Source organism: Streptococcus sp. HMSC061E03 (assembly GCF_001813505.1).
Classification (GTDB): domain Bacteria; phylum Bacillota; class Bacilli; order Lactobacillales; family Streptococcaceae; genus Streptococcus.
Genome location: NZ_KV812784.1, coordinates 840,734 through 865,990, shown reverse-complemented (window position 1 = coordinate 865,990; position 25,257 = coordinate 840,734). Strand labels below are relative to the sequence as shown.

25 protein-coding genes and 1 tRNA gene are annotated in these 25,257 nt (G+C 40.4%); 22 read left to right on the top strand and 4 right to left on the bottom strand.

Annotated elements, in window-relative coordinates; all coding sequences use genetic code 11:
* Positions 1-236 precede the first annotated feature (236 nt).
* The 5 genes from HMPREF2917_RS04355 (at position 237) to HMPREF2917_RS04335 (ending at position 2,812) form a co-directional block, all read left to right on the top strand.
* Positions 237-680, top strand: a complete 444-nt coding sequence (locus tag HMPREF2917_RS04355; protein ID WP_070589139.1) for a flavodoxin — start codon at positions 237-239, stop codon at positions 678-680.
* A 63-nt stretch (positions 681-743) separates the two neighbouring features.
* Positions 744-1,016, top strand: a complete 273-nt coding sequence (locus HMPREF2917_RS04350) for a chorismate mutase (RefSeq protein WP_070589137.1) — start codon at positions 744-746, stop codon at positions 1,014-1,016.
* A gap of 46 nt (positions 1,017-1,062) precedes the next feature.
* Positions 1,063-2,226 carry a chloride channel protein gene (locus HMPREF2917_RS04345; protein ID WP_176745954.1) on the top strand — a complete coding sequence of 388 codons (1,164 nt, stop codon included), beginning with the start codon at positions 1,063-1,065 and terminating at the stop codon, positions 2,224-2,226.
* A gap of 123 nt (positions 2,227-2,349) precedes the next feature.
* On the top strand, positions 2,350-2,697 hold the full coding sequence (gene rplS / locus HMPREF2917_RS04340) for a 50S ribosomal protein L19 (protein ID WP_003003254.1): 348 nt from the start codon (positions 2,350-2,352) through the stop codon (positions 2,695-2,697).
* A gap of 43 nt (positions 2,698-2,740) precedes the next feature.
* Positions 2,741-2,812, top strand: a tRNA-Arg gene (locus HMPREF2917_RS04335).
* Positions 2,813-3,126: 314 nt separating this feature from the next.
* On the opposite strand, the gene HMPREF2917_RS04330 is transcribed toward HMPREF2917_RS04335, so the two are convergent.
* Positions 3,127-4,383, bottom strand: coding sequence for an MFS transporter (locus HMPREF2917_RS04330; protein WP_256324250.1), 1,257 nt, complete (start codon positions 4,381-4,383; stop codon positions 3,127-3,129).
* A 699-nt stretch (positions 4,384-5,082) separates the two neighbouring features.
* On the opposite strand from HMPREF2917_RS04330, the gene HMPREF2917_RS04325 reads away from it, so the two are divergent.
* The 5 genes from HMPREF2917_RS04325 (at position 5,083) to HMPREF2917_RS04300 (ending at position 9,854) form a co-directional block, all read left to right on the top strand.
* Entirely contained in the window at positions 5,083-5,703 is a 621-nt protein-coding gene (locus HMPREF2917_RS04325) for a tetratricopeptide repeat protein (protein ID WP_070589131.1), read from the top strand.
* A 979-nt stretch (positions 5,704-6,682) separates the two neighbouring features.
* Entirely contained in the window at positions 6,683-6,970 is a 288-nt protein-coding gene (locus tag HMPREF2917_RS04315; RefSeq protein ID WP_024055601.1) for a hypothetical protein, read from the top strand.
* 288 nt (positions 6,971-7,258) lie between these two features.
* Positions 7,259-8,227: a DUF6287 domain-containing protein gene (locus HMPREF2917_RS04310; RefSeq protein ID WP_070589129.1), complete on the top strand. Its 969-nt coding sequence runs from the start codon at positions 7,259-7,261 to the stop codon at positions 8,225-8,227.
* A gap of 169 nt (positions 8,228-8,396) precedes the next feature.
* Positions 8,397-8,888 carry a hypothetical protein gene (locus HMPREF2917_RS04305; RefSeq protein WP_024055603.1) on the top strand — a complete coding sequence of 164 codons (492 nt, stop codon included), beginning with the start codon at positions 8,397-8,399 and terminating at the stop codon, positions 8,886-8,888.
* Between the two features lie 153 nt (positions 8,889-9,041).
* Positions 9,042-9,854, top strand: coding sequence for a PrsW family glutamic-type intramembrane protease (locus HMPREF2917_RS04300; protein WP_070589127.1), 813 nt, complete (start codon positions 9,042-9,044; stop codon positions 9,852-9,854).
* Between the two features lie 39 nt (positions 9,855-9,893).
* Here HMPREF2917_RS04300 and mnmE read toward each other — a convergent pair whose 3' ends face one another.
* Positions 9,894-11,267: a tRNA uridine-5-carboxymethylaminomethyl(34) synthesis GTPase MnmE gene (mnmE, locus tag HMPREF2917_RS04295; protein WP_037607860.1), complete on the bottom strand. Its 1,374-nt coding sequence runs from the start codon at positions 11,265-11,267 to the stop codon at positions 9,894-9,896.
* Between the two features lie 162 nt (positions 11,268-11,429).
* Here mnmE and rpiA point away from each other — a divergent pair, with 162 nt between their 5' ends.
* The 11 genes from rpiA (at position 11,430) to HMPREF2917_RS04240 (ending at position 21,693) form a co-directional block, all read left to right on the top strand.
* Positions 11,430-12,101, top strand: a complete 672-nt coding sequence (rpiA, locus tag HMPREF2917_RS04290; protein WP_070589125.1) for a ribose-5-phosphate isomerase RpiA — start codon at positions 11,430-11,432, stop codon at positions 12,099-12,101.
* 248 nt (positions 12,102-12,349) lie between these two features.
* Positions 12,350-13,561 carry a phosphopentomutase gene (locus tag HMPREF2917_RS04285; RefSeq protein ID WP_003003757.1) on the top strand — a complete coding sequence of 404 codons (1,212 nt, stop codon included), beginning with the start codon at positions 12,350-12,352 and terminating at the stop codon, positions 13,559-13,561.
* 1 nt (position 13,562) lies between these two features.
* Positions 13,563-14,108 carry a DUF1697 domain-containing protein gene (locus HMPREF2917_RS04280; RefSeq protein WP_024056193.1) on the top strand — a complete coding sequence of 182 codons (546 nt, stop codon included), beginning with the start codon at positions 13,563-13,565 and terminating at the stop codon, positions 14,106-14,108.
* A 12-nt stretch (positions 14,109-14,120) separates the two neighbouring features.
* The gene (locus tag HMPREF2917_RS04275; protein WP_070589124.1) at positions 14,121-14,930 is read left to right on the top strand and encodes a purine-nucleoside phosphorylase; all 810 of its coding nucleotides are present in this window, start codon (positions 14,121-14,123) and stop codon (positions 14,928-14,930) included.
* Between the two features lie 4 nt (positions 14,931-14,934).
* Positions 14,935-16,167 carry a chloride channel protein gene (locus tag HMPREF2917_RS04270; RefSeq protein ID WP_241672468.1) on the top strand — a complete coding sequence of 411 codons (1,233 nt, stop codon included), beginning with the start codon at positions 14,935-14,937 and terminating at the stop codon, positions 16,165-16,167.
* Positions 16,164-16,877, top strand: a complete 714-nt coding sequence (locus HMPREF2917_RS04265) for a type 1 glutamine amidotransferase (RefSeq protein WP_070589120.1) — start codon at positions 16,164-16,166, stop codon at positions 16,875-16,877. The genes HMPREF2917_RS04270 and HMPREF2917_RS04265 overlap by 4 nt, the downstream gene beginning before the upstream one ends.
* 353 nt (positions 16,878-17,230) lie before the next feature.
* Positions 17,231-17,941: a purine-nucleoside phosphorylase gene (gene deoD / locus HMPREF2917_RS04260; protein WP_003007097.1), complete on the top strand. Its 711-nt coding sequence runs from the start codon at positions 17,231-17,233 to the stop codon at positions 17,939-17,941.
* Positions 17,941-18,708: a hypothetical protein gene (locus HMPREF2917_RS04255; protein ID WP_070589118.1), complete on the top strand. Its 768-nt coding sequence runs from the start codon at positions 17,941-17,943 to the stop codon at positions 18,706-18,708. The genes deoD and HMPREF2917_RS04255 overlap by 1 nt, the downstream gene beginning before the upstream one ends.
* On the top strand, positions 18,709-19,440 hold the full coding sequence (locus HMPREF2917_RS04250) for an NAD-dependent protein deacylase (RefSeq protein WP_070589116.1): 732 nt from the start codon (positions 18,709-18,711) through the stop codon (positions 19,438-19,440). It abuts the gene before it with no gap.
* Positions 19,441-19,563: 123 nt separating this feature from the next.
* Positions 19,564-20,535 (top strand): hypothetical protein, encoded by a 972-nt coding sequence (locus HMPREF2917_RS04245; RefSeq protein ID WP_070589114.1) that lies wholly within the window; start codon positions 19,564-19,566, stop codon positions 20,533-20,535.
* A 144-nt stretch (positions 20,536-20,679) separates the two neighbouring features.
* Positions 20,680-21,693, top strand: a complete 1,014-nt coding sequence (locus HMPREF2917_RS04240) for a hypothetical protein (RefSeq protein ID WP_070589111.1) — start codon at positions 20,680-20,682, stop codon at positions 21,691-21,693.
* Positions 21,694-21,894: 201 nt separating this feature from the next.
* On the opposite strand, the gene HMPREF2917_RS04235 is transcribed toward HMPREF2917_RS04240, so the two are convergent.
* Entirely contained in the window at positions 21,895-22,839 is a 945-nt protein-coding gene (locus tag HMPREF2917_RS04235) for a hypothetical protein (RefSeq protein ID WP_070589110.1), read from the bottom strand.
* 292 nt (positions 22,840-23,131) lie between these two features.
* On the opposite strand from HMPREF2917_RS04235, the gene HMPREF2917_RS04230 reads away from it, so the two are divergent.
* Positions 23,132-24,091, top strand: coding sequence for a hypothetical protein (locus tag HMPREF2917_RS04230; RefSeq protein ID WP_070589108.1), 960 nt, complete (start codon positions 23,132-23,134; stop codon positions 24,089-24,091).
* Between the two features lie 122 nt (positions 24,092-24,213).
* On the opposite strand, the gene HMPREF2917_RS04225 is transcribed toward HMPREF2917_RS04230, so the two are convergent.
* Entirely contained in the window at positions 24,214-25,122 is a 909-nt protein-coding gene (locus tag HMPREF2917_RS04225) for a LysR family transcriptional regulator (RefSeq protein WP_003003594.1), read from the bottom strand.
* Positions 25,123-25,257 lie beyond the last annotated feature (135 nt).

The window sequence follows — 25,257 nt, the reverse complement described above, 5'->3', positions numbered from 1 at the left end:
AAATGGTACACTTGGCGCACCTATTCGTATCCGTTCAAAAATAAGTCTGATTTTGATAAGAGATTGGATGAAGAAATCGAAACTATTAAAGCAATTCAAGAAGAGAACGAGGGTGATTAGGTTGAATCGGTCCAATTTCTTGAATCGTGTCCCTTCTTTCACCTTATCGGGAAAGGTTTCGTGCAAAATGCTTGAAAAAGTGGTATAATACGGGAAATAGCTTTTGGGAGGAAATTATGACTGTAGCGAAGATTGTTTTTGCTAGTATGACTGGAAATACTGAAGAAATTGCGGATATCGTAGCGGACAAATTCCGTGATCTTGGTGTCGAAGTAGATGTGGATGAGTGTACAACTGTGGATGCTGAGGACTTCCTTGATGCGGATATCGCAGTGGTAGCGACTTATACCTACGGCGATGGAGAACTTCCAGATGAGATCCAAGATTTCTACGAAGATTTGGCTGGCCTTGATCTCAAAGGCAAACTTTACGGTGTGGTAGGATCAGGTGATACCTTCTACGATGAATTCTGTAAAGCAGTTGATGATTTCGATCGTTGCTTCGCTGCGACTGGTGCTGAAAAAGGTTCTGAAAATGTCAAAGTTGATTTGTCTGCAGAAGACGAAGACATTGAAAAATTAGAAGCCTTTGCGGAAGAACTCGTAGCCAAAGCAAATTAATGACAAAGAGGCTTGATCGATGGATTACAGCCTCGATTTATATCCAAAATAAAGAGGAGACACATGGATTTAGATCAGATTCGTAAGGACATTGACCAGATCGATCAAGAGCTTGTAGCCTTGCTGGAAAAACGGATGGTTTGTGTCGGTCAGATTATAGAATATAAGGAGCAGCAGGGCCTACCTGCGCTCGATCAAGGAAGGGAGAGAGAGGTGCTAGAGAAAGTCGGCTCTCTTGTGACGGATGAGCAGTATCGCACGACTATTCAAGGCCAGTTTCAAGATTTAATGGCGCGTTCTAGAAACTACCAAGAGGAGGTGAGGGCGCGTGACTAGTCTATCGATCAAGCAAAAAGCACAACAGTATGTGGTCCTAACTGGGATGGCTTTGTTGATCGGTCTCTTGGTTGGTGCTATTGATATGATCTTTGGTCAAGGATTGCTTATGATCGGGGATTTCCGAAGCCAACACTGGCCTTTGATTCTTTTCCTGGCCTTAGCGGGTCTTGTCATCGTTTATCTTTATAAACGTTTTGGTGGCAAGGCTTCAAAAGGGATGGGCCTCATCTTTGATGTTGGACACGCGCGTGAGGAGAAAATCCCCTTGGTCTTGGTGCCTTTGATCATGCTGACGACCTGGATGAGCCATCTCTTTGGTGGTTCGGTCGGTCGGGAAGGTGTAGCGGTCCAGATCGGAGCGACCCTTTCGCACCGTTTTGCCCGTCATATCAAGATCCCAGATGCTTCGCGTATCTTTCTCATGACTGGGATGGCAGCCGGTTTTGCGGGGCTCTTTCAGACGCCGCTCGCAGCAACCTTCTTTGCTCTTGAGGTCCTGACGGTTGGGGAGTTGCAGTTGATGGCCCTCTATCCTGCCCTTATCGCCTCAATCGTGGCTAGCTTTACCTCTCATGCCCTTGGCTTAGAGAAATTTGCTGTGCCACTAAGAGAAACACTGAGCTGGACACCAGAGACCTTGATCAAAGTTGCCTTTCTTGGCCTGGCTTTTGGCCTTGCTGGGAAACTCTTTGCAGTTAGCCTTTCCTGGTTGAAGAAAACAGTCGCTCAAGTCTTGCCTAATCCTTATACCCGGATAGCCCTTATAGGGGCTGGACTCAGCTTGGTCCTCTTGACCCTCCAGCTGACCAAGGTCGGCACTTATAGTGGACTTGGAACCAATCTGATTGATGTAGCTTTTCATCAGGGGAGTGCCCATAGTTATGACTGGATCTTGAAGCTCCTCTTTACCGTGGTGACCATCTCAGCTGGATACCAAGGGGGAGAAGTGACACCGCTCTTTGCGATCGGAGCTACGCTTGGAGTCTTTCTCGCTCCTCTGCTGGGGTTACCCGTCTTAGTGGTGGCTGCTATCGGTTATGCCAGTGTCTTTGGTAGTGCGACCACGACCTTGCTCGCACCGATCTTGATCGGAGGAGAAGTCTTTGGCTATGCCAATCTGCCATTCTTTGTCATTGCTTGCGCCATCGCCTATTGCCTGCCAAAAGAGTGGAGCATTTATTCCGGCCAAAAAGTTGCGAAAAAGTAGAGAAAAGAGCTTTACAAACCTGAAATTATCTGATATGATAGTTTCTGTGCGTAATGGAAGCACAAAAATACAGTTTATCCGCTGAGGGAGGTCCCTCAAGATTGACGAAGATAGGAGAATAAAATGAATCCATTAATCCAAAGCTTGACTGAAGGTCAACTTCGTACTGATATCCCTGCATTCCGTCCTGGTGACACTGTTCGTGTACACGCGAAAGTTGTCGAAGGATCTCGTGAACGTATCCAGATCTTTGAAGGCGTTGTTATCGCTCGTAAAGGTCAAGGACACACTGAAATGTACACTGTTCGTAAAATCTCTAACGGTGTCGGTGTTGAACGTACATTCCCAGTACACACTCCACGTGTAGAAAAGATTGAAGTTGTACGTTACGGTAAAGTACGTCGTGCGAAATTGTACTACCTTCGTGCGTTGCAAGGTAAAGCAGCTCGTATTAAAGAAATCCGTCGTTAAGACGAACAAGGAGGCGGGAGTGATCTCGCTTCTTTTTTTATAGGTCCCCTTAGTTCAATGGATATAACAACTCCCTCCTAAGGAGTAGTTGCTGGTTCGATTCCGGCAGGGGACATAAATTTATGACGAAGAGGGATTTTCTAATTGAATAGAAATTCCTCTTTCGAGACTTTCCTTAGGTGTAATTCTATTTAGTTTATATATTTTTAGTATTCTAAAAGAGATAAAGGAATTAAAGCAAATAAAAGGTAAGTAAATAGATAGACGTAATCTAATTTGTATTGTCTTTATCTGGACTATACATCCGTATCTTGAACAGGTTACTAAAAAGGTGCTAAATTATGAAAAAAGTCCCATTGTTAGTATTTAAAAAAAGACAAGGTGTTTTATCCTTGTCTTTTTCGTTTTAGTACTGCTTTTGATTCAATTTCAATAAGTGTGTTCTTTTTGCAGTATTCTATATATTCGAGGTAACATTATCATGGTATAGATCAGGAGAGAAACACCTCCAAATATGAATATCAGACCTCCGTTTATGTCCTTTTGAAATAGATAAGTAAATACAATGGTACCTATCGGCATGATAGACGTATTTAGTGTGAACAAAGTACTCATTACTCTTCCTAAATAATTTGTTTCAATACTACTTTGAAGATAGGTCATGACGACAATATTTAGAATAACAAGAGTAAATGCTATAATTCCCATAAATAAACCGCCAACGGAAGAAATAATCACTTGGGTGTTAGTAGTTGCAAATGTAATACCCAAACCAATGATAGCGATGGTTAGAAGAAAAAGTGGAATGCGAATTCTATTAGAGAGAAGTGTATTATTTTCTTTTTTGTCTGGCAATAGTGACATCGACACACTGGCTAATAACATTCCAACTGCAGACATAGTTTCTAGGATACCTACTGTTGCATTATCTAATAAGAGTTGCTCTTTGACTACAAATGGTACTCCAATGCTAATGGAAGTATAGAAAAAATTCAGTACAACACTAACAAGAATAATATATTTGACAATCTGATTTTCTTTTAAAAATCGGATAATTTCTTTGACCCCGTGTTGATGCTTTTCATTCTGTTTAATCTTAGCTTCTTGCTCTTCGTGTTCATAGAAGAATTTCATGGTAAGTAAGACACCTAAAGAAAGGATATTTGCAATGATTTCTATAAGAATAAAGCCTGAGAAGCCTAACCAATTATAAAGAATGACTCCAATAGCTGGGGAAAGCATGGTTGCGATAGCAATGGCGGTTTGTGTAACAGAGCTTAATCGTTGAATTTTTTTATCATTTACTAACTCGTGGATAGAGGCTGAATAACAAGTATCATTGATGTTAACTGTGACAGAGTGAAGTATGACAAACGGAATTACTAAATATAAGATAGTAGATGAATTCGCTAAAAAATAAAATGCATAAAACAGAAGAAAGATAATAAGTCTAAAAATAAAATTATAAATTAAGATCTTTTTATGACGGTATCGGTCTACTAAATTACCGATTGGAACCAAGAAAATCAAACTAACTAAAGGATAGATGATCATATTGATTCCAAAACTCATTGCCGATTTTGTTTGGTCCAGTAACATTAATCCTAAAGCAAAATTAAAAGCTTTTCCACTTAAAGAACTAATAAAACTACTAATAAAATCTTTGATAATTTGTCTATTAGACATTTGATCACTTATTAAATTCTTAATATTAACCCCCTCCATTCGTTTCAACATTGCTTCGATTATCTAATCCTATTCAATGAACCTGCGTTGTAAGGTAATTGGAATATTAGATAAGCCATAATTTTTGTTAATTAAGATTTTATCAATTATACTAATAAAAGTATATTAAAAAATGTAAAAAATATTGTATTTATGTTTACTCATTATATTTCTCTCTTGCTTTGACATTATCTAAATTGATAACCTCTTCTAAAATAGGATATATTTTACAATCGTTAAAGGATTTCAAAATGAAACAGATTGATTTATTTTGATTTTTATAGGCTTTAAATTTATTCCAGATGTCTATACTATTTATCACAACATTTGACACCGCTTTCAAACGGGAGTACAATAATATTGAGGACAAGATGGTTAATCTCTTTTATTTAGGAGGTGTCAGATATGCAAATCTATTTTGTTTATTCTATTTTCTATCTATTATCACGCGTAGTAGCACTTGTAGTTCTAGCTTATCTTATTAAGTTACTCATTGCTCGTTTAAAAAGAAACTAAGTAACATTTTTCCCAAATAGTAGTTATTTGGGCTTTTTGCTATACTTTAGTTTAGTGGATTAAATCTGTAAAGGTAGGATTTAGTATATTCTTGTTGAGTGATTTTATTTTATGAAGGTTGTTTATAGTTGAAGGGGGAAATAGATGGTCTCTAAAATCGATGTAGCTTGGGACTTGTTCCTAGAAGGAAATATATTAGAAGCTAAAAAGTTAGTTGAACAAGATTTTTTTATTGATACCTGTATAGATTTTAGTCTTTTAAATCTGATGGGATATGTATTGTTAGCAGAAAAAGACTATGCTTCATGTACCCATATCTTTGAGAAATACATTTTATTAGCTCAACAAAATGAAGATAAAGAACATGAACACATTGGTTTACATCAATTAGCGATGATCTACAGAGATCAGGGTGATTTTCATAAGGCTTTAAAACTCATTGAAGACGAAGAGAAGATAGTTGAAGAGCATTTTCCAAATGATAATCTAAAGAAAGCTGTGAATAACTACGAACAAGGCTATTTGAGATTGAAATTAAACAACCTTGATGAAGCTCTTACATTCATGAATCTGTCACTGGAACAATCTTTAGAAACTGATGATGTGATTTCTCAAGCTTGTAGTTATAGAGGGTTAGGTGAAATCTATTTAGCCTTGGAAGATACGGAATTATCCAATAGACATTTCAAACGAGCTATAGAACTTTTCGAAAGTGTTGGAGAGTTTGAAGGGATAAAGGAAATTGAGGAATTGATTCACGAATGATTTTACAATTAGTTTTTGTTATTAGTTTGCCTAAATAAAAAGTTTTAATATGCTATAAATTATGTATTTGATTAAGGGGAATAAGATGAGAGGTTGTGATAGAAATGGAATTTCTATTTATTTTAATTATTTTTATACCTTATTTCTTTTATTTAGAATGGAAGGATAAGCCTAAACAAAAAAATAAGTCCTTTTGCTATCTTTATAAGTTTTATATGATTTACTTGTGGTTTATCCTCATAATTTCCATAATGGCTATCGGTATTTTTTCCCTTGGAGTACTAGCTGTTAGAGGCGAAAAACTTACGTCTGGTTTCTTTGTTTTATCTTTTTTAGGTATAGTTCTATTTAGTTTCTATATTTTTAGTATTCTAAAAGAGATAAAGGAATTAAAGCAAATAAAAGGTATGTAAATATTAACTAAGAGAACTAGCTAACTAGCTTAAGTAAAATATAACACGGCCATGATTCATGAGCCGTGTTTTTGTATGAATGTACAATTGAAAAATTTTTAGTTTTCACTTAAATAAAGTACATAATTGACAATGATTAGCTAAAAAACATTTTTGGGTTACTAGAAATCGTAGAAGTTCCGTGACTAATTCTTGAGCCTAGGGCACTTTTTTCACAGCGGAAAGTCTCTACAGAAAATAAATGGGAAATGTTATATAAATAGGAGTTTATCCACCATCTAAAGTAACTCGTGAATGCGAATTTTTGTAAATTTAAAGTTAACAATTGATGGAATATCTAGATATAATGAATTGATTTTTGAAGAAGGAAGGAGTAAAATAAAGTTAATATAATGACTGATTGGAGATAAATAAAACAAGACAAAAAAAAGCACCGAATCGGTGCACACTTTTTCAAGTCGGATACGGACAAAGTCTTATTTTAACTTGCTGTGTTGTTTCGAATGGTCACAAAACTTATTTTTTGTATGATATAATAGAATATTTTAAAAATGAAGGGATTTTCTATGGAGAGTGATGTGTTTTTTGATTATTATTTAAAATCACTTAGGTTTTATTTTGGTGATAGGTGTAAGGATATTGGATTTATAAAGTTTTTGAAAGATGAAAATAATAGTTTTATTACAATAGAGGATTATGTTTTAGAAGCATTAGTAGTATTGACAAATATTTTGAGTAAGGAGAGGATTGTGTTTTCATGTGGATTTATTCATAGCAAGGGGGTAGTTACTGGAGTAGAAGTATGTATGAATATATTAGAGTTAGAAAAATTAAATAATTTGTATAAGATTTAGTTTTGAAGAATATTAAAAAACATAAGGGAAACTGTCTATGTGGGATGTGTGGAGTTGATAGTATCAATGTTTCTAGTTATAGAGCTTTGTTGTTTCGAACGGTCCCAAAATAAGAAAAACAAAAAAATGATGGTCTAGGAGCTCAATACATTGAGCTTCTTTTTCTTGAGAAATTCAAATCATAATTTTACAGACTTTTAGGTCATTAATTGATTCTCCCCCTCCGCTTTTTCTTTGACTCTCCTTTCTTATTTTTCTAAAATAATAGGTATGTGAAGGGAGATTGATATGAAAAAAGGTTTGGTAATTGTGCTTTCTGCTTTGGTCTTGGCTTCGTGTAGTCGTCCCCAGAGGACGGTGTCGCCTAAGAGTTCGGATACCAAGCAGACCAGTACTTCGGAAAAGAAACAGTCTGGTATGGATTTGAAAGCCATCAAGGCTAAGGACTACTCGAGTATCAAGGGAACTTGGATCGATGGTCGTGGCAATGAGCTGGTCTTTGATGACAAGGGCTTGGTCAGCGAGGATGTTGAGCTTGATGCATCGAGCTTTAAGCAGAAGGACCAGATCGCTGAGATGACGGTCAGTGCCAAGTCGGGTGTTGGAGGCTACGGTCTTTTGTTTCTTCCAAAAGGTCAGAAAGCGGGCAAAGACGATGCTTCGGATAAGTCCAAGGATCGGATCTGGGCTGGTCAGTCACCGGCTTATGGCGATGATGACAATTTCTACTATCGCAAGAAAGAGCAACCGAAAGATCGGGAGCAAGTAGATACAGACGATAGCAGTAGTAAGTCTAAGACGAGTAAGGCCAAGAAGTGGAATACTCGATCGGATAGCGAGGTTAAATCTTCGAAGAAGGCTGATCAGAATGATTATCCAGGCTACACCGATGCTCAGGTCGAAGCTGCGCGTGTCTGGGCTTATGTGATTAAGAACGTTCCTTCCGAGTTAAATATTTCAAATAGTGCAGCTGGAACCAAGATTTATAATGGTGGCTTGGGCGTTGATTATCCAAAAGATATGCGTCAGTTGTTTACTCCTATTTCTGCAGAAGGTCATGTGACTTATGCATCCAACGGTGATGGGACAGTGACGATCTATCCTGTACCGAGCCACTGGCAACAGTCTGCGGATGAACTCAATAGTGAGGAGTTTATGACGCAATTTACCCAAGGGATTTTGGACCATGCTGAAACGGTGACATTGCCAGACGGGGATCCAGACATGATTCGTCAGATTCTTGCAGTACTGAAGTAAGAGAGATTATGGTAGAATAATATTAGATAATAATTTTTTAAACTATTAAAGTTCTAATGACCTATTTGGTTATAAGATTAAAGGTTTGGAATATCTTTTACAGGAAGCTTATGCAATTTTGGTCAATTACAGGTCGTTTTCTACTTGTAAAAATAAAAGGAGAAAATCTATGAAAAAAACTATGTTTGCTACAATGACCATTCTCTCGCTATTTCTGTCATCGTGCGTGCAAAAAGAAGTGAAGAATGAAGACAAAAAAGAGCAGTCTACTGAACAGAATGTAAAAGATTCTACAAAGGAAAGTAAAGAATCAGTGGTCAAAGGGATGAATCAAGCCCCTACCTCATTGGTTGGAAATGAAAAACCTAATGTAGTATTTGCTTATATGCTTCAAAATCAAATCAATGGCGAAATTGAGATGGCGAAAGTGTATTATAATGAAGAGTATGTGATCCTTGTCTTCTCTGTATCAGAAAATATGCTATCTTTAGCAAATATAAATCCAAAAGATTATTGTAAGACGCTTTTTGATTTAAAAGAAGAGATAGTAAAGCAATACAATGCAACTCAAAACAAACCGAGCAGTATAAAACTTAAAATATATGATAAAGATGAGAAGCTCTTGGCGACGGAGGAAAATGGAGCGTTGGTGATTAAGTAACTAAATTTAGTCAACCATTTGTCGCCATCTACGTTTTATATTTTTCTCACTAATCCACATTTATTGTTTTTTTAAGCTGATCCTGTTACAATGATAGTACTCGGAAAAGACTGGGCTTCCAGCCTTTTTCATTTCACCATAGAAAGGTCTTTTATGAAACGCAAATCGATTTTGTTTCTCTATTTACTCTTGCTAGCGATTGGCTTGGCTTATGAGACCCAGTCACTGACAGAAGGCTGGATGTCTGGTAGCCAGTACGGGATTGTGGGACTTTCAACCTTGATCCTTTTGGTCTATGCAATTCCTGCCGTCTGGGCTCTCTTTCATTTTGCTAAGAAGTGGAAGTTATCTTGGGTACCGGTTCTCTTTTCTTTATTAGGTGGGGGCTTTGTTGCCGGTTGGTTGTCTAGCTTTGCCAATACCTATTTCCATGACATGATTCAAGCGATCGCTCCAAATAGCGACTTTTGGAACCAGTACGAGAGTGCCATCGCTGCGCCACTCTTTGAGGAACCCTTTAAGTTGATTCCTATCTTCTTTGTCCTCTATTTGTTCAGTGTTCGTCGCCTCAAGTCGATCTTCCTCTTGGCGATTGCCTCTGGTCTTGGTTTCCAGATCGTCGAGGACTTTGCCTATATTCGTCAGGACCTGCCGGAAGGTTTCTCTTACACGGTGTCAGGGATTCTCGGCCGTGTGGCCAATGCACCCATGTCTCACTGGGTCTACACAGGTCTTGTCATGCTAGGGCTCTTCCTAATTGTCCAAGCAAGCAGAGGACGCAAGGATTTACGTCTAGCAGGCTGGGGATACTTAGTAGCTGGGTTTGGACTTCATTTTGTAGGGAATTCACCATTCTCACAAATCGTGACCGAGTTGCCGATTGCGATTCCAGTCTTGAATGCTACTGGGCTCTTCCTAATCTACCAAGCTTATCAAACCGTCGAGCGATTAGAACAAGCAAAATAAAACAAAAAATGCGTATGTGTGGAAACATACGCATTTTTGTTATTTTCCAAGACAGAACTGGCTGAAGAGTTGGGTGATGAGCTCATCTGGAGCAGCATCCCCTGTGATTTCTCCGAGGATTTCCCAGGTGCGGGTGAGGTCGACTTGAAGCAGGTCGACCGGCATACCGAGAGCCAAGCCCTCGTTGACCGCTTGCAGGCTTTCAACAGCTTTTTCGATGAGGGAGATGTGACGAGCGTTAGAAAGATAAGTCGCATCTTGCTCAACCAGCCCAGCATTTTCGAAGAAGAGGGCGTTGATCCGGTCTTCGATTTGATCGATGTTTTGATTTTTCAGAACGGAAATCTTGATATGATCTTCCGGCAGTTGGTCGATTTCGATCTTCTCTGGAAGGTCAACCTTGTTGAGGAGGATGATGCGGTTGCTATCTTGAGAGATCTCAAGGAGCTGGCGATCTTGATCGGTCAGGGGTTCGCTAGCATTGAGGACCAGGAGGACCAGATCAGCTTCCTTGAGGGCTTTTTTCGAACGTTCGACACCGATTTGCTCGACGATGTCTTCAGTCTCCCGAATCCCAGCCGTATCGACCAGTTTGAGGGGAACCCCATTGATGTTGACGTATTCCTCGATGACGTCCCGGGTGGTTCCTTCGATATCGGTCACGATGGCTTTTTCCTCGCGAAGAAGATTATTGAGGAGGCTAGACTTGCCGACGTTTGGACGACCGATGATAGCAGTAGAGATCCCTTCACGCAAGATCTTACCGCGACGGGCAGTCTTGAGGAGATTGGTCAAGAGGGCTTCAAATTCACTGGTCTTTTCACGGATGATCTCAGTGGTTGCTTCTTCGACATCATCGTACTCCGGATAGTCGATATTGACTTCGACCTGGGCCAGGGTATTGAGGATCTCTTGGCGCGTGTTGTTAATGAGGTCAGACAGGGAACCATCTAGTTGCTTCACGGCGATGTTCATGGCCTTGTCGGTCTTAGCGCGGATAATGTCCATGACGGCTTCGGCTTGGGTCAAATCGACCCGACCGTTCAGAAAGGCCCGCTTGGTAAATTCACCAGGTTCAGCTAATCGAGCTCCTTCGCGGATGACCAATTGTAGTATTTCATTGGTTACGGCAATCCCGCCGTGGGTATTGATCTCGATGATGTCCTCACGGGTGAAGGTTTTCGGCGAGCGCATGGCCCCCACCATGACTTCGTCGAGAATCTCGTCCTTATCTGGATCCACGATATGACCGTAGTTGAGCGTGTGGCTCGCTACCTTGCTTAAATCTTTCCCCTTGAAGATCTTTTGTGCAATGGCAAAGCTGTCTGTCCCGCTCAAGCGGACGATCCCGATAGCCCCCTCACCAAGAGGGGTCGAGATGGCAGCAATAGTATCAAATTCTTTAGTAATCATGTCATTTCTCTTTTCCTGTAGATTCATCTCTATTCTATCGTAAAGTCAGCGGACGGGCAAGGTTTTGCTTTTAGAACTAAAACTTGGAAAGGTTTTCAAATAATTAGTGAAATCTATTACAGAATATGCTATACTGTAATAGAATATAAAAGGAGGTCTATGATGGTAAACCTAAAAGAACAGGTAGGAATTAAAGCGGCTGAGTTTGTCAAAGACGGCATGATTGTCGGTCTTGGTACAGGGTCAACTGCTTATTATTTTGTGGCTGAATTGGGTCGTCGCATCAAAGAAGAAGGCTTGCAGATCACAGCTGTCACAACGTCGAGTGTGACCTATGATCAGGCTGAAAGTTTAGGCATCCCGCTCAAGGCTATCGACGATGTCGAAGTGGTCGATGTGACAGTGGATGGCGCAGATGAAGTGGATCCTCAATTGAATGGGATCAAAGGTGGCGGTGGTGCTCTCCTCATGGAAAAGATCGTCGCAACCAATTCTAAAGACTGCATTTGGATCGTGGATGAATCTAAACAAGTTGCAACTCTTGGAGCTTTCAAGCTTCCAGTGGAAGTAGTGCAATACGGGGCTGAAAATCTCTTCCGTCACTTTGAGCAAAAAGGTTACCTTCCTGCTTTCCGTCTCGCGGATGATCAACGATTCGTCACTGACCAAGGCAACTTCATCATTGACTTGGACCTCAAGGTGATAGAGGATACAGAAGCTCTGGCAAATGAACTGGATCACACCGTAGGCGTCGTAGAGCACGGTTTATTCTTGAACATGATTTCAAAAGTGATTGTAGGGACACCAGATGGCCCAGTCATCATCGAAAAATAGAGAGTGGGACAGAAATCGGTCATTCGTTAGAATTCGATTTCGTCGTTCCACCTCCGCACAGTTGAGTAGGCCTGTATAAGCTGATGAAATCAGCGTATTAGAGCCCACTCAACAACTGCGTCTTGCTCGACAATCCAAAAATAATTGAGAGGCTAAGACTTTTGTCCCAGCCTCGGATCAAACAACGGCTCTCTTCTTATAGGGATATGGTATAATATAGCTAGTTTAATAAAGGAAAGAGGCAGTATATGTCAAAATTTAAACGCATGCACTTAGTTGTGCTGGATTCAGTTGGGATCGGTGCTGCACCAGATGCCAATAACTTTGTCAATGCAGGAGTTCCAGATGGAGCATCTGATACTTTGGGACACATCTCTAAAACCGTCGGCTTGAATGTACCAAACATGGCGAAAATCGGTCTTGGAAATATTCCTCGTGAAGTACCATTGAAGACTGTGCCAGCTGAAAGCAACCCAACTGGCTATGCGACAAAATTGCAAGAAGTCTCTCTTGGGAAAGACACCATGACTGGTCACTGGGAAATCATGGGGCTCAACATTACAGAACCTTTTGATACCTTCTGGAATGGTTTCCCTGAAGAAATCTTGACTAAAATTGAAGAATTCTCAGGACGTAAGGTCATCCGTGAAGCCAACAAGCCTTATTCTGGTACAGCGGTCATCGATGACTTTGGACCACGTCAAATGGAAACTGGTGAATTGATCATTTATACATCAGCAGATCCTGTCCTTCAAATTGCAGCTCACGAAGACATCATTCCTTTGGATGAACTCTACCGTATCTGTGAATACGCTCGTTCCATCACTTTGGAACGTCCAGCTCTTCTTGGTCGAATCATTGCCCGCCCTTATGTTGGAGAACCTGGAAACTTTACACGTACAGCCAACCGTCGTGACTTGGCTGTTTCACCATTTGCGCCAACTGTTTTGGACAAGTTGAACGAAGCGGGTATCGATACTTATGCAGTTGGTAAGATCAACGATATCTTCAACGGAGCTGGTATCAACCACGATATGGGCCACAACAAATCAAATAGCCACGGTATGGATACCTTGATTAAGACCATGGGACTTCCTGAGTTCCAAGAAGGCTTCTCATTTACCAACTTGGTAGACTTTGATGCTCTTTACGGTCACCGTCGCAATGCTCATGGTTATCGCGATTGCTTGCATGAGTTTGACGAACGCTTGCCAGAAATCATCGCTGCGATGCGTGAAGATGACCTCTTGATGATCACGGCAGACCACGGAAATGACCCAACTTACGCTGGTACAGACCATACGCGTGAATACATTCCATTCTTGGCTTATAGCCCATCCTTCAAGGGCAATGGTGTGATTCCAGTTGGACATTTCTCTGATATCTCTGCGACAATTGCAGAGAACTTTGGTGTTGAAAAAGCCATGATCGGTGAAAGCTTCTTAGACAAATTGAACTAAGATGACACGCTTCGCTCTCCTCGTAAGAGGGATCAATGTTGGCGGGAAAAACAAGGTCGTGATGGCAGAGCTTCGAGAGGAGCTCCAAACGATCGAGCTGGATGGGGTAGAGACCTACATCAATAGTGGCAATATCTTCTTTGAATCTGCTGGTTCTAAAGCAGAATTGGTGGATTTGCTGGGACATTTCTTTTGTGATCACTATCCCTTTATCCAGTCTTTTTCTCTCTTTTCAGCTGAGGACTATGCGCAAGATCTCGCTGCTTTACCAGCCTGGTGGCAGGAGGATCTGGCCCGCAAGGATGTTCTCTTTTACACAGAAGGCCTCAATCAGGATGCTATCTGGGAGCTGGTCTCCTCTTTTTCGCTCGGTGATGAAATCATCCATCGTGGGAATCTAGGGATTTACTGGGGCAAATACTCAGAAGAGACCTACACAAAGACCGCTTACCACAGACAAGTCCTCAAGATGCCGGATTACCGCCTGTTGACCATTCGCAATGCCAATACATTTGACAAAATTGGCCAATTTTTAAGGAAATCATAAAGGAGATATGCAATGACATTATTAGCAAAAATCAATGAAACAGCTGCTTTTTTGAAAGGCAAAGGAATGGAAGCACCTGAGTTTGGCTTGATCCTTGGATCAGGTCTTGGAGAACTGGCTGAAGAAATCGAAAATGCCGTCGTAGTAGACTACTCTGAAATTCCAAACTGGGGTCGTTCAACGGTTGTCGGCCATGCTGGTAAATTGGTCTACGGTGATCTTGCTGGACGTAAAGTCTTGGCCCTTCAAGGTCGTTTCCACTTCTACGAAGGAAACCCACTAGAAGTGGTGACTTTCCCAGTTCGTGTCATGAAAGTATTGGGTTGTGAAGGGGTTCTTGTCACCAACGCTGCCGGTGGTATTGGCTTTGGTCCTGGTACTTTGATGGCTATCACTGACCACATCAATATGACAGGTCAAAACCCATTGATCGGTGAAAACTTGGATGACTTTGGTCCACGTTTCCCAGATATGTCTAAAGCTTACACACCTGAATACCGTGAGACAGCTCATCAAGTAGCAGACAAATTGGGTATCAAATTGGATGATGGGGTTTATATCGGTGTGACTGGTCCAACTTATGAAACTCCAGCTGAAATCCGTGCGTATAAGACACTTGGCGCAGATGCTGTCGGAATGTCAACCGTTCCTGAAGTCATCATTGCAGCGCATTCTGGCTTGAAGGTTCTTGGTATTTCATGTATTACCAACTTTGCGGCTGGTTTCCAAGAAGAGCTCAACCACGAAGAAGTAGTAGAAGTGACAGAGCGCATCAAAGGCGACTTCAAAGGATTGCTGAAAGCGATTCTTGCTGAACTCTAATCCAATGAAAGTACGACTCCAAAGGCTGCCCTACGGACTGAGGTTGCTTCTAGCCACCTTATCATTAGGGATCGGGACAGGTCTGGTCGGAATTGCCTGCCATTATCTGCTAGAAGGGGTGCAAGGGCTGGCCTTTGGCCAAGCTAGTTCGGATTTGCTCCAGCAATTTCAAGAAGCTGGAGGTCTCCGTAGATTTTTGGTCTTATGTGTGACTGGGTGCTTGGCAACTGGCTTCTGGTATGTCCTGCAAAGGCGTTATCAGATCCTGTCTATTCGTCAGCAAATGGACTTAGCTGGAGACAGGGAACCAGCGCCCTTCCCCCACCTCCTTCATGCAGGGATGCAGGTGGCAATTGTTGGAGCAGGCGCATCGGTCGGAAAAGAAGGAGCCCCACGAGAGGTCGGGGCTCTTCTAGCTGGTCGTTTGGCGAAGGGGTTCTCACTTGCTCTCAAAGAGCGAAAAGTCTTGATCGCCTGTGGGGCCGGAGCTGGTTTGGCTGCGGTCTATCAGGTCCCCTTTGCCAGTAGCTTGTTCGTCTTTGAGACCTTAGGACTCACCTACAGTTGGCAGAATCTTCTACTGGTTTTGACCAGTACTTATCTGGCCACCTGGGTCGCTCAGCCCATCGTTGGTCAGGGAGCCGTTTATCACCTGTCCGCAGTTTCATGGTCGGCTAGCGGCTTCTTACAGGCTATTGTGATTGCTTTCTTAGTCACTCCCTTGGCTCTGGTCTTTGCTTTCCTCGCCAAGCGGGCTAGTCACAAACGGCGGAAGGATTGGACGATTCTTTGGGCTCTTCCTCTAGCCTTTCTAGTGCTGGGGAGCCTAGTAGCTTTTTTCCCTATCTTTATGGGAAATGGCCAGGTACTAGCGCAAGCCCTCTTGTCTAGTCAGCCGATTCCTTATCTTCCACTGAGTCTTGCAGTGAAGGGGCTTCTGGTTTATCTCCTCTTGCGCAATGGTGCTTATGGGGGTACCTTGACACCATCATTTGCCCTTGGGATTGGTTCTGGCTACCTAGTAACCTTGCTTTTGACAGTCCTTGGGATTCATCTGGATCCTGCTCTAGGGATGTTACTAGGAGCGACAGTCTTTTTAGGGACGACCCTAGAAGCTCCTCTGACAGCCATTGCCCTGAGCCTTGGATTTACAGGCCAAACTTGGAATTTGACTATTCCGCTTGTACTTGCGGCTGGTCTGTCATACGTGATTCGAAAGAGATGGGAGAAGAAATGATGAAGGTACATTTTGTACTGCATGAAACCTTTGAAGTGCCGGGCGCTTATCTAAAATGGGCACAGGAGCGTGGCCATCAAGTGACCACGACTAAAGTCTATGAGAATGAAACCTTACCAGAGTCAGTGGATGAGATTGACTTTTTGATCGTCATGGGAGGACCTCAATCACCGGATGAAAATCGGGAAGCTTTTCCATACTACGATCCTCAGGCAGAGATTGAGCTGATTCAAAAAGCCATCAAGGCTGATCGTTATATTGTTGGCGTCTGTCTTGGTGCCCAGCTACTGTCTGTCGCCTATGGAGCGAAGTATGAGCACAGTCCAGAACGTGAGATTGGGGTTTATCCAGTGACCTTGACGCCTGAAGGACTCACAGATCCACATGTCGGTGAGTTTGGAGCAACTCTTGAAACTGGCCACTGGCATGGCGATATGCCCGGATTGACAGAAGATGCTGTTGTTCTTGCGACTAGTCAAGGATGTCCACGTCAGATGATTCGCTTTAGTCCGAAACACTATGCCTTCCAAGCTCACTTGGAATTTGATCCAGAAGCAGTTGATCTCTTGATTACTGCTGACGGTGAAAATGTTTTGGAAGAACAAAGTCAAAACCTGACCTTTGTTCAAAAACCTGAAGCCATTCGTGCTTACGATTATCGAGAAATGAATGCCAAACTCTTTGCATTTTTGGATTCATTAACAAATTAAATATAAAAGAAAGGTAGAGCGTGTGTTCTAATTTGAACACGAGCGGAAAGCTCTCCTAATTACTCAATAAAAAAAGAAAGGATGGGTTTACCGTATTCGCTGAATTGAATACGGGCGGAGAACTGTGTAAAAAAGATAAACTGTCTAGCATCTGCGATGCGTCGTCAGTTTCCTATTTTTACTTTGCCTCTTTAACGCCTATTCTAAAAAATAAAAAAGAAAGGTAGAGCATGTGTTCTGATTTGAACACGAGCGGAAAGCTCGGAAAATAGATAATCTGACTGAGAAATCAGGATTTCTCGTCAGATTCCTAATTTTCAGTCGCTTTCTGGTCGCTCTTTGTATCATAAACTATGTCTATCCATATTGCTGCTAAGCAGGGTGAAATTGCTGATAAAATTCTTCTTCCTGGGGATCCTCTTCGTGCGAAATTTATTGCTGAGAATTTCCTTGAAGACGCTGTTTGCTTCAACGAAGTCCGTAACATGTTTGGTTACACAGGGACTTACAAAGGTCACCGTGTTTCTGTTATGGGAACTGGGATGGGGATGCCATCGATCTCTATTTATGCGCGTGAGTTGATTGTCGACTACGGCGTGAAGAAATTGATCCGTGTGGGAACGGCTGGTTCTTTGAATGAGGATGTGCATGTTCGTGAATTGGTCTTGGCACAAGCAGCTGCAACCAACTCAAACATCATCCGCAACGACTGGCCTCAATACGATTTCCCTCAAATTGCTAGCTTTGATCTTTTAGACAAGGCTTACCACATTGCCAAAGACCTTGGTATGACCACTCACGTCGGCAATGTCTTGTCATCAGATGTTTTCTATTCAAACTATGGTGAAAAAAACATCGAGCTTGGTAAATGGGGCGTCAAAGCTGTGGAAATGGAAGCAGCGGCTCTTTACTATCTTGCTGCTCAACACCATGTTGATGCCCTTGCTATCATGACGATTTCAGATAGTTTGGTCAATCCAGATGAGGACACAACTGCTGAAGAACGTCAAAATACTTTCACAGACATGATGAAAGTTGGTCTTGAGACCTTGATTGCAGACTAATGGCAAAATTCTTTCATGATGAATGGCTCTACGATCTCCAAAATTATCACTACAGCCGGGCTCTGCGTTCTATCAAGCAGCAGGAAGATGTACCGGATTTGTTGGTGAGCTTACTGCAGTTAATGGCGGAGCGTCGAGAGCTCAATATTCAACCCGTCATGAATCAAAAGTTGAGAACCGAGTTGCTAGAAGCGACTGGTTTTCAGCTTTTTTGGCATGAAGATCCAGAAGATGAGCAGTTGGCCAATTACCTCTATGACTTAGAGGCGAAGTTGCGAAATGAGCAGATTATTGACTTTGTTCGTGCCGTCAGCCCAGCCATCTATCGGATCTTTATGCGATTGATTCAGTTGAAAATTCCTGATATTACCAACTATATTCATAACTCCAAAGAATCCAGTTATGACCGTTGGAAATTTGAGAGCCTGCATGCGTCTGACAACCCTATCCTGCAGCAATTCCACAGCGAAAGTGTGGTCAATTCATCCAGTTTGACGGAGTTGATTGTGCAGTTGGACTTGCCAGATAGCGTCAAAGTTGCGGCCCAACAATTGCGGGAGTTAGAAAAATCAGTTCGCAATCCCCTGGCCCACTTGATCAAGCCTTTTGATGAAGAAGAGCTCCATCGGACGACAGGTTTCTCTTCTCAGGATTTTATGAAGAATTTGATTGACCTTGCAAGCTACACAGGCATTCATTATGATCAAGCTAACTTTTATTTTGATCAGGCCAATGCTGTCATGGAAGAGCTACTAAAGGAGAAGTAGATGGATAAGATTGCTCAACTACAGGAGATGATTGATCAGAGTCAACGGATTGTGTTTTTCGGAGGGGCAGGAGTTTCCACGGAGTCAAATATTCCAGATTTTCGAAGCTCAGACGGTGTCTATAGTGTTCAGGTAGGGCGGCATTTGACAGCTGAGCAATTGGTCTCCCATACCATGTTTGAGCGCTATCCAGAGGACTTTTTCGACTTTTATAAGAAGTACTTGCTCTACCCAGATGCCAAGCCCAATGCAGCCCATCGGTATCTGGCACGGCTTGAAGAGACTGGTAAGCTCAAGGCGGTGGTGACACAAAATATTGATAGTCTCCATGAAATGGCTGGTTCTAAAAAAGTTTTGAAGCTCCATGGCAGTGCCGACCGCAATTACTGTAAGGGTTGCCAGCGATTTTATGATTTGGAGGCCTTTCTAGCTTTAGAAGGCCCGGTTCCACACTGTCTGGACTGTGGCGAGGTGGTCAAGCCTGATGTGACCCTCTACGAGGAGCCTCTCGATATGGACATCTTTAGCCAAGCTGCTCAAGCTATCCAAGAGGCTGATCTGCTGATTATCGGTGGGACCTCACTTGTGGTCTACCCAGCAGCTAGCTTGATCCAGTATTTCCAAGGGAAGAAGCTGGTTGTCATCAATAAAACCAGTATCCCACAAGACAAGCAAGCAGATCTAGTTATCGAAGGAAAAATTGGCCAAGTATTTTCACAATTAAGACAATAAAAGAACACCTGAGAGAAGTGGAAATCCACTTGTTTCAGGTGTTTTTATGTCTCCCTTTTGACTAGCGCTATAAGAATGTATTTGATTATGATATAATGAAATAGATTTTCTTAGGAGGTGTGCATGAAGAAGTTAAATATTAAGAAAAAATATATCTTTCTTGCTTTAGTGAGTTTTTTGATTGGCTACTTCGGGCTTCGGTATTATATCAAGCCAGATTGGTTTGATTTAGAGTATACTTATCATAAGGTATATCAATACAAAGTTAGTAAAATAAAACCACAGAAAAAGATTATCAAAGATATTAACATCGAAATTATACACGATATAAAAGAGCAAAAGCCTACAGATGGAAAATGGAAAGAGACCATACGAACAGATATAGATAGTTATCGTATTGACCCAATATTACATGTGACTTTTACTGATAATAGTAAGGCTGATATTCCTTTACGAACAGATCGAATTGGTCCAGCATTTAGTTGGAAAAATTTGGATGATGAATTATATAAAAAATTATCGTCTCGTTTCCCGTTAGCAGAACCGATTGATGTTGTTCAATATCATTCTTTAGAATCTGTTCTAATGCTCTATCAGGGAGATACCTTATTTCAAATTCCAGAGGAACAAACAGTGATTCAATTTCAGGTGAAAAATCCAAATAATGGTAAGCTACAAACTTACTATCAATATGGTTCAGAACCTAAATTTAATTATTTTCGACCAGTATTCTTTTTACAAAATAAAGCACACTTATTTAATGAAAAGCCAGAATTTTTTAATGCTTATAACCAATCTAGTCAAAAAAATTATTGGGATAGAGATTTCGATTTTAGACATGCTAATTTATCGATCTCGCAAGAGTATCGTTATTATCGTTTATTTTATTCCGATCGATTAAGCAATCAGCCGGTTGGAATTAGCCCTACGGGACATACATTTAAAACAACGATTACAGATACCTATATTTTACCAAATGAAGATCAGAGTAGCGAGGGTGAAAAAGTTACATCAAAATCGAAAACATACACTGATCAAACTGAATACACGTATGAAATTCTTGACAGAAAAAAACCAAAAATCATAATAGAATAATACAAGCTGGAGTTTAGTTTATTTCAATTCTAGAGTGAAACACTTCAACATTTTTATGGATCATATTTATATCAAGTCAATAGATTAGATTGTTCGAGTTTGTTCCTTATGTTAAAATGTGCTAGATTTTCTCAGGAGGTGTGTATGAAGAAGTTTAAAAGAATATTACCGCTCGTTTTAGTAGCTTTAGGACTATTCTTCTTTGGACTTTATTACTATTTGAAAACATCTGTTGATCCTGGTTTGTTTGATAAGAATGATCAGTATATTAAGGTTTACAACTACAAATCAGAGAAGATCAAGCCCAAAAAAGCAAAAGTAAAAGAAATTAATCTTGAGTTTATCTACGACGATAAGGCTGTTGTTCCTGATGGATTGACTTGGTCGGAAGATCTTCGGTCTGATATTGGTCCTTATGACGGTGGAGATGTCATTTTACATGCCCTGTTAGAAGATGGCTCAAAAATCAGAATCCCGCTACAAAAGGCGTTTCATTTAGGTCCAACATTTAGTCGGGATTTGGAATACAATAATAAATTAGAGGAGAAAATGCTCCCTAGATTCCCGAAATTCAGTACAGAGTATAATCAAAATTATTCCTTCGTTTATTTTAGTGGAATGATGTATGTAGGGGACACCCTCTATCAAGCTCCTGAAACAGAAGCTGTTATGCGTTTTGACCTAAAGAATCCAAAAACTGGAAAGTTACAAACCTATTTTGAGTATGGGTATTTGCCAGAGAAAACAAATTCTCCTGTGTTTGTAAAAACTAAAAAAGATGTGAGCCAAGCAGACATGCAATCGTTTTATGATGATTACCATAACAGTTGGAAGGGCTACTGGGATAGGGGAGTCGATCCCTTCCCTAAAGAGTTGACTAGTACCTACCCGTATCAATTTCACTATTATAAATGGTTCTATTCAGATGCTCTATCGAATCTTCCTCTGAAAATAGATCTCACAGGTTCTGAATTTAAAACAACCGTCACTCGTACGCAGTTGATAAAACCTGATCAAAATGATCGGATGAAAGTACGGACAGCCACAAAAACCTATACAGAGAAAAATAAAGAGGAATACGTACAAGAAGTCCTTGGTAAACTGTTGGAGTTCCACGAAATTAATGATCGAGCAAAAGATGAAGAGAAATATAAGTAAGAAACAAGAGCTTTCAATCTTGTTACTAGAGTTCATATTTAGGAGGTGAAGATGAAGAAATTGTTTAGTCAGTTTGTTTATTCCCTAAAGTCTGAGTGGTTTGATTTAGAACACATACCCAATTGAATAACGATGAATATATTACTGAAGTTTTAAAACCAAATCAAAACAAGTCCAAATGCTTCTCATTTGGACTTGTTTTTACAGTAGGATGTTTGAGATAGGATCCCCGAAGTCATCGTCTAGGAGATTGAGTTCAGAAAAATGATAATTCTTCTCGATAGCTTTTGGATCAATTCTACCAACTTTAAAGATGCTTTTATTTTCTTTTATAGTGGTAGTTTTAGGTGTTTGTCTGATCAAATTCGGTAGTTCGTCAATGATTCGTTTGTATAATTGGGTATAGTCGTGACCAACTTCCTGCTTTAATTGATTTTCCCTCTCATCGATTCTTCGATTGAGATCATTTATGTCAGGTTCAGACCATTTAGAAGTAACTGTGAAAGAATAACCATCAGAAGTAGCAGTATCCATGTGTACTTTATAACCAGATAAATCAGTGATAAAAGTTTCCGTGTAAGCCTGTTGAATGGATTCTAATTCTGTTTGAGTAGGGGTGTAGTAAACATTTATAGATTTACTCATTTCCTTTGTCTTATTAAGAATACTATCTTTTATTTTCTTATTGGATTCATCCTTTACTTTCTTCTCAACAATTTGGTTTACATCTTCTAGATTAGACGGTTTATCAGCGGTGGAAAAAGTCTTTCGAAGAACAGTTTGATCTGTATCGTTTTTCTTTTGTATGTGATAAGTCAGCTTATAGTTGGAATGAGGTTTTCCGTAGAACCATAATACCGTCTTGCTTGCTGAAGCCCAATCTTTCTTCTGAATGGTGATTTCTTGATTCTTATCATCCACAAGACTTATTTTTTCAGTAGAGTAATCCTCAAGATTTTTTTCTGAAACAGTTACAAAATACATCTTGTTCGATTTTTGAAAATTTGAGGTATTTTGCTCTTTTTCAAATACACCATTACCGACCGTTTCAATGCTGATAGATGGACTTAAAAAGAAAATAAGAAGCAAAATCGGAATTAGAATCGAGGGAATCCATATCAGTCTTTTCTTAAGTTTTTTACTCATACATCCTCCAATGATAGTGTGATGTTTAAAAAAGGCATCTGTTAAAAACATCGCCATAACGATAGCAAGTTAAATGCAGTGCCTTTATTTTAACATAGGTGATCCATAATAGCTATCGTTTTCCTGGAACTCAATTGCAAGAAAATGCTATTATTTCAAACTAAAAAATTATTGATTTCTGGATTAAAAAATTTCATATCAAAATTTACTTTACATTTTGAAAAAAGTGTATGATTATGGTTTAATGGAAAGTAATTATATTGTTATCAAATCAATTTCCAAAGAGGTGACGATGAAGAAGTTAAAACTTAAAAAGAGATATATGATACTTAGTTTGGTAGCGGTCTTGACGATTGTCTACATGGGGCTTCGGTATTATATCAAGCCTGAGTGGTTTGATTCAAAGTTTACTTATCACAAAGTCTATCAATATAAAGTTAGTAAAATTAAGCCACAGAAAAAGATTATCAAGGATATTAATATTGAAATTATCCACGATCGAAATGAACAAAAACCTACGGAAGGGCAATGGCAAGAATCAACTAGAACGGATATAAAGGGCTATAATGATTCACCAATACTACATGTGACCTTTACCGACAAGACGAAGGCTGATATCCCCCTAGTGACAGGTATAATTGGTCCTGCATTTAGTCAGACGAATGTGGACAGAAAATTATATCAAAAACTATCATATCGCTTCCCTAAAATACAGCTACTAGGCGAAAAGCATCATGATGTACTCTCTACTCTTCTAATGCTTTACCAAGGGGATACCTTGTTTCAAATTCCTGATGAAAGTACGGTTATTCAATTCCAAGTGAAAAATCCAAAGAACGGCAAGCTCCAAACTTACTATCAGTATGGTGGTGATCCTGATTTTGATTATTTCCGCCCTGTGTTCTTTTTACAAACAAAATCGAGTTCATCCAAGGAAAAACAAGAATTCTTTGATGCTTATAACCCATCCACTCAAAAGAATTATTGGGATAGAAGTCTTGATTTTAGTTATGATAATTTATCTGTTTCACAAAATTCTCGCTTTTATAAATTGTTTTATTCAGATCGATTTAGCAATCTTCCACTAGGAGTTAGCCCGACAGGAAATACATTTAAAACTACAATTACAGATACCTATATTTTGCCAGATGAAAATCGAAATAGTGAAGGTTTTAGAGTTTTATCACAATCGAAAACATACACAGATAAAAATGAATACACAACTGAAATACTTAGTAAAAATGTTAACTAATTTCAGAAATTATGGATGTTGGAATGATTTCGTGGATACAATTTATTGTCCCATCTTGATTTCCAAATATAGAAATGACCATAAAAAATATCTGAGTGAAAATGGATCACTCAGATATTTTTTTACTTATCAAACTTCACTTCCTCAAGCAAGTACTCGATGAATTTTTCTCCCATTTTTGAGAGGGCTGTTTTTTCATGTTTGATGTAGACCAGCTCAATCGGGTCTTCGATATCAAGGGGAATGGAGACGATGTTATTTCCGTTGAGATTGCTGTTGAGGATCCCGGTCGCAATGGTGTAGCCATCTAGACCAATCAAGAGATTAAAGAGGGTCGCCCGGTCACTGACGACGATGGATTTCTTATGATGCTCTTGAGAGAGAATCTCTTCTGAGAAGTAGAAGGAGTTGTGGGTTCCTTGGTCATAGCTAAGGTATGGGAAATCTTCCAGATCAGACAAGTGAACGATCTCCTTCTTGGCAAGAGGATTGGTCTTACTGACAAAGATATGAGGTTGCGCTGTAAAGAGGTGGGTGGCAATCAGGTGATTATCATCCAGCATCTTAGAGAGGACATCGCGGTTGTAGCTATTCAAAAAGAGTACGCCAACCTCGCTGCGGAAGTTCTTGACGTCATCGATGATCTCCCAAGTCCGCGTCTCCCGTAGGAAGAGCTCGTATTTTTCCATGTCGCTTTTCTTCAATAGTGAAACGAAGGCCTCAACCACGAAGGCGTAGTGCTGTGAAGAGACGCTGAAAAGCTCACGAGAGCCCACAGGATTTTTATAGCGCTCGGACAAGAGGTCAATCTGCTCCACCACCTGGCGGGCATAAGAGAGGAACTCCATCCCATCGCGGGTCAAAGTGATCCCTTTGGGATTTCGGATAAAGATTTCAATTCCCATCTCATTTTCCAAGTCCTTGACAGCATTGGAAAGGCTAGGTTGAGTGATGAAGAGTTGTTTTGCGGCCTCATTCATAGAGCCGGTTTCGACGATTTTGATAATGTATTGTAATTGTTGTATTCTCATGCTTTTATTTTAACATAAAAAAGCGCGTTTTTCCCGTAAAATGTGGTCTTTCAAGGACTGTATGAGAATAAGACAGGCTGAGGTAGGTAATAGGAAGTAGGCTAGATCAAATAGTTAAAAAATAGAAGATTGGAA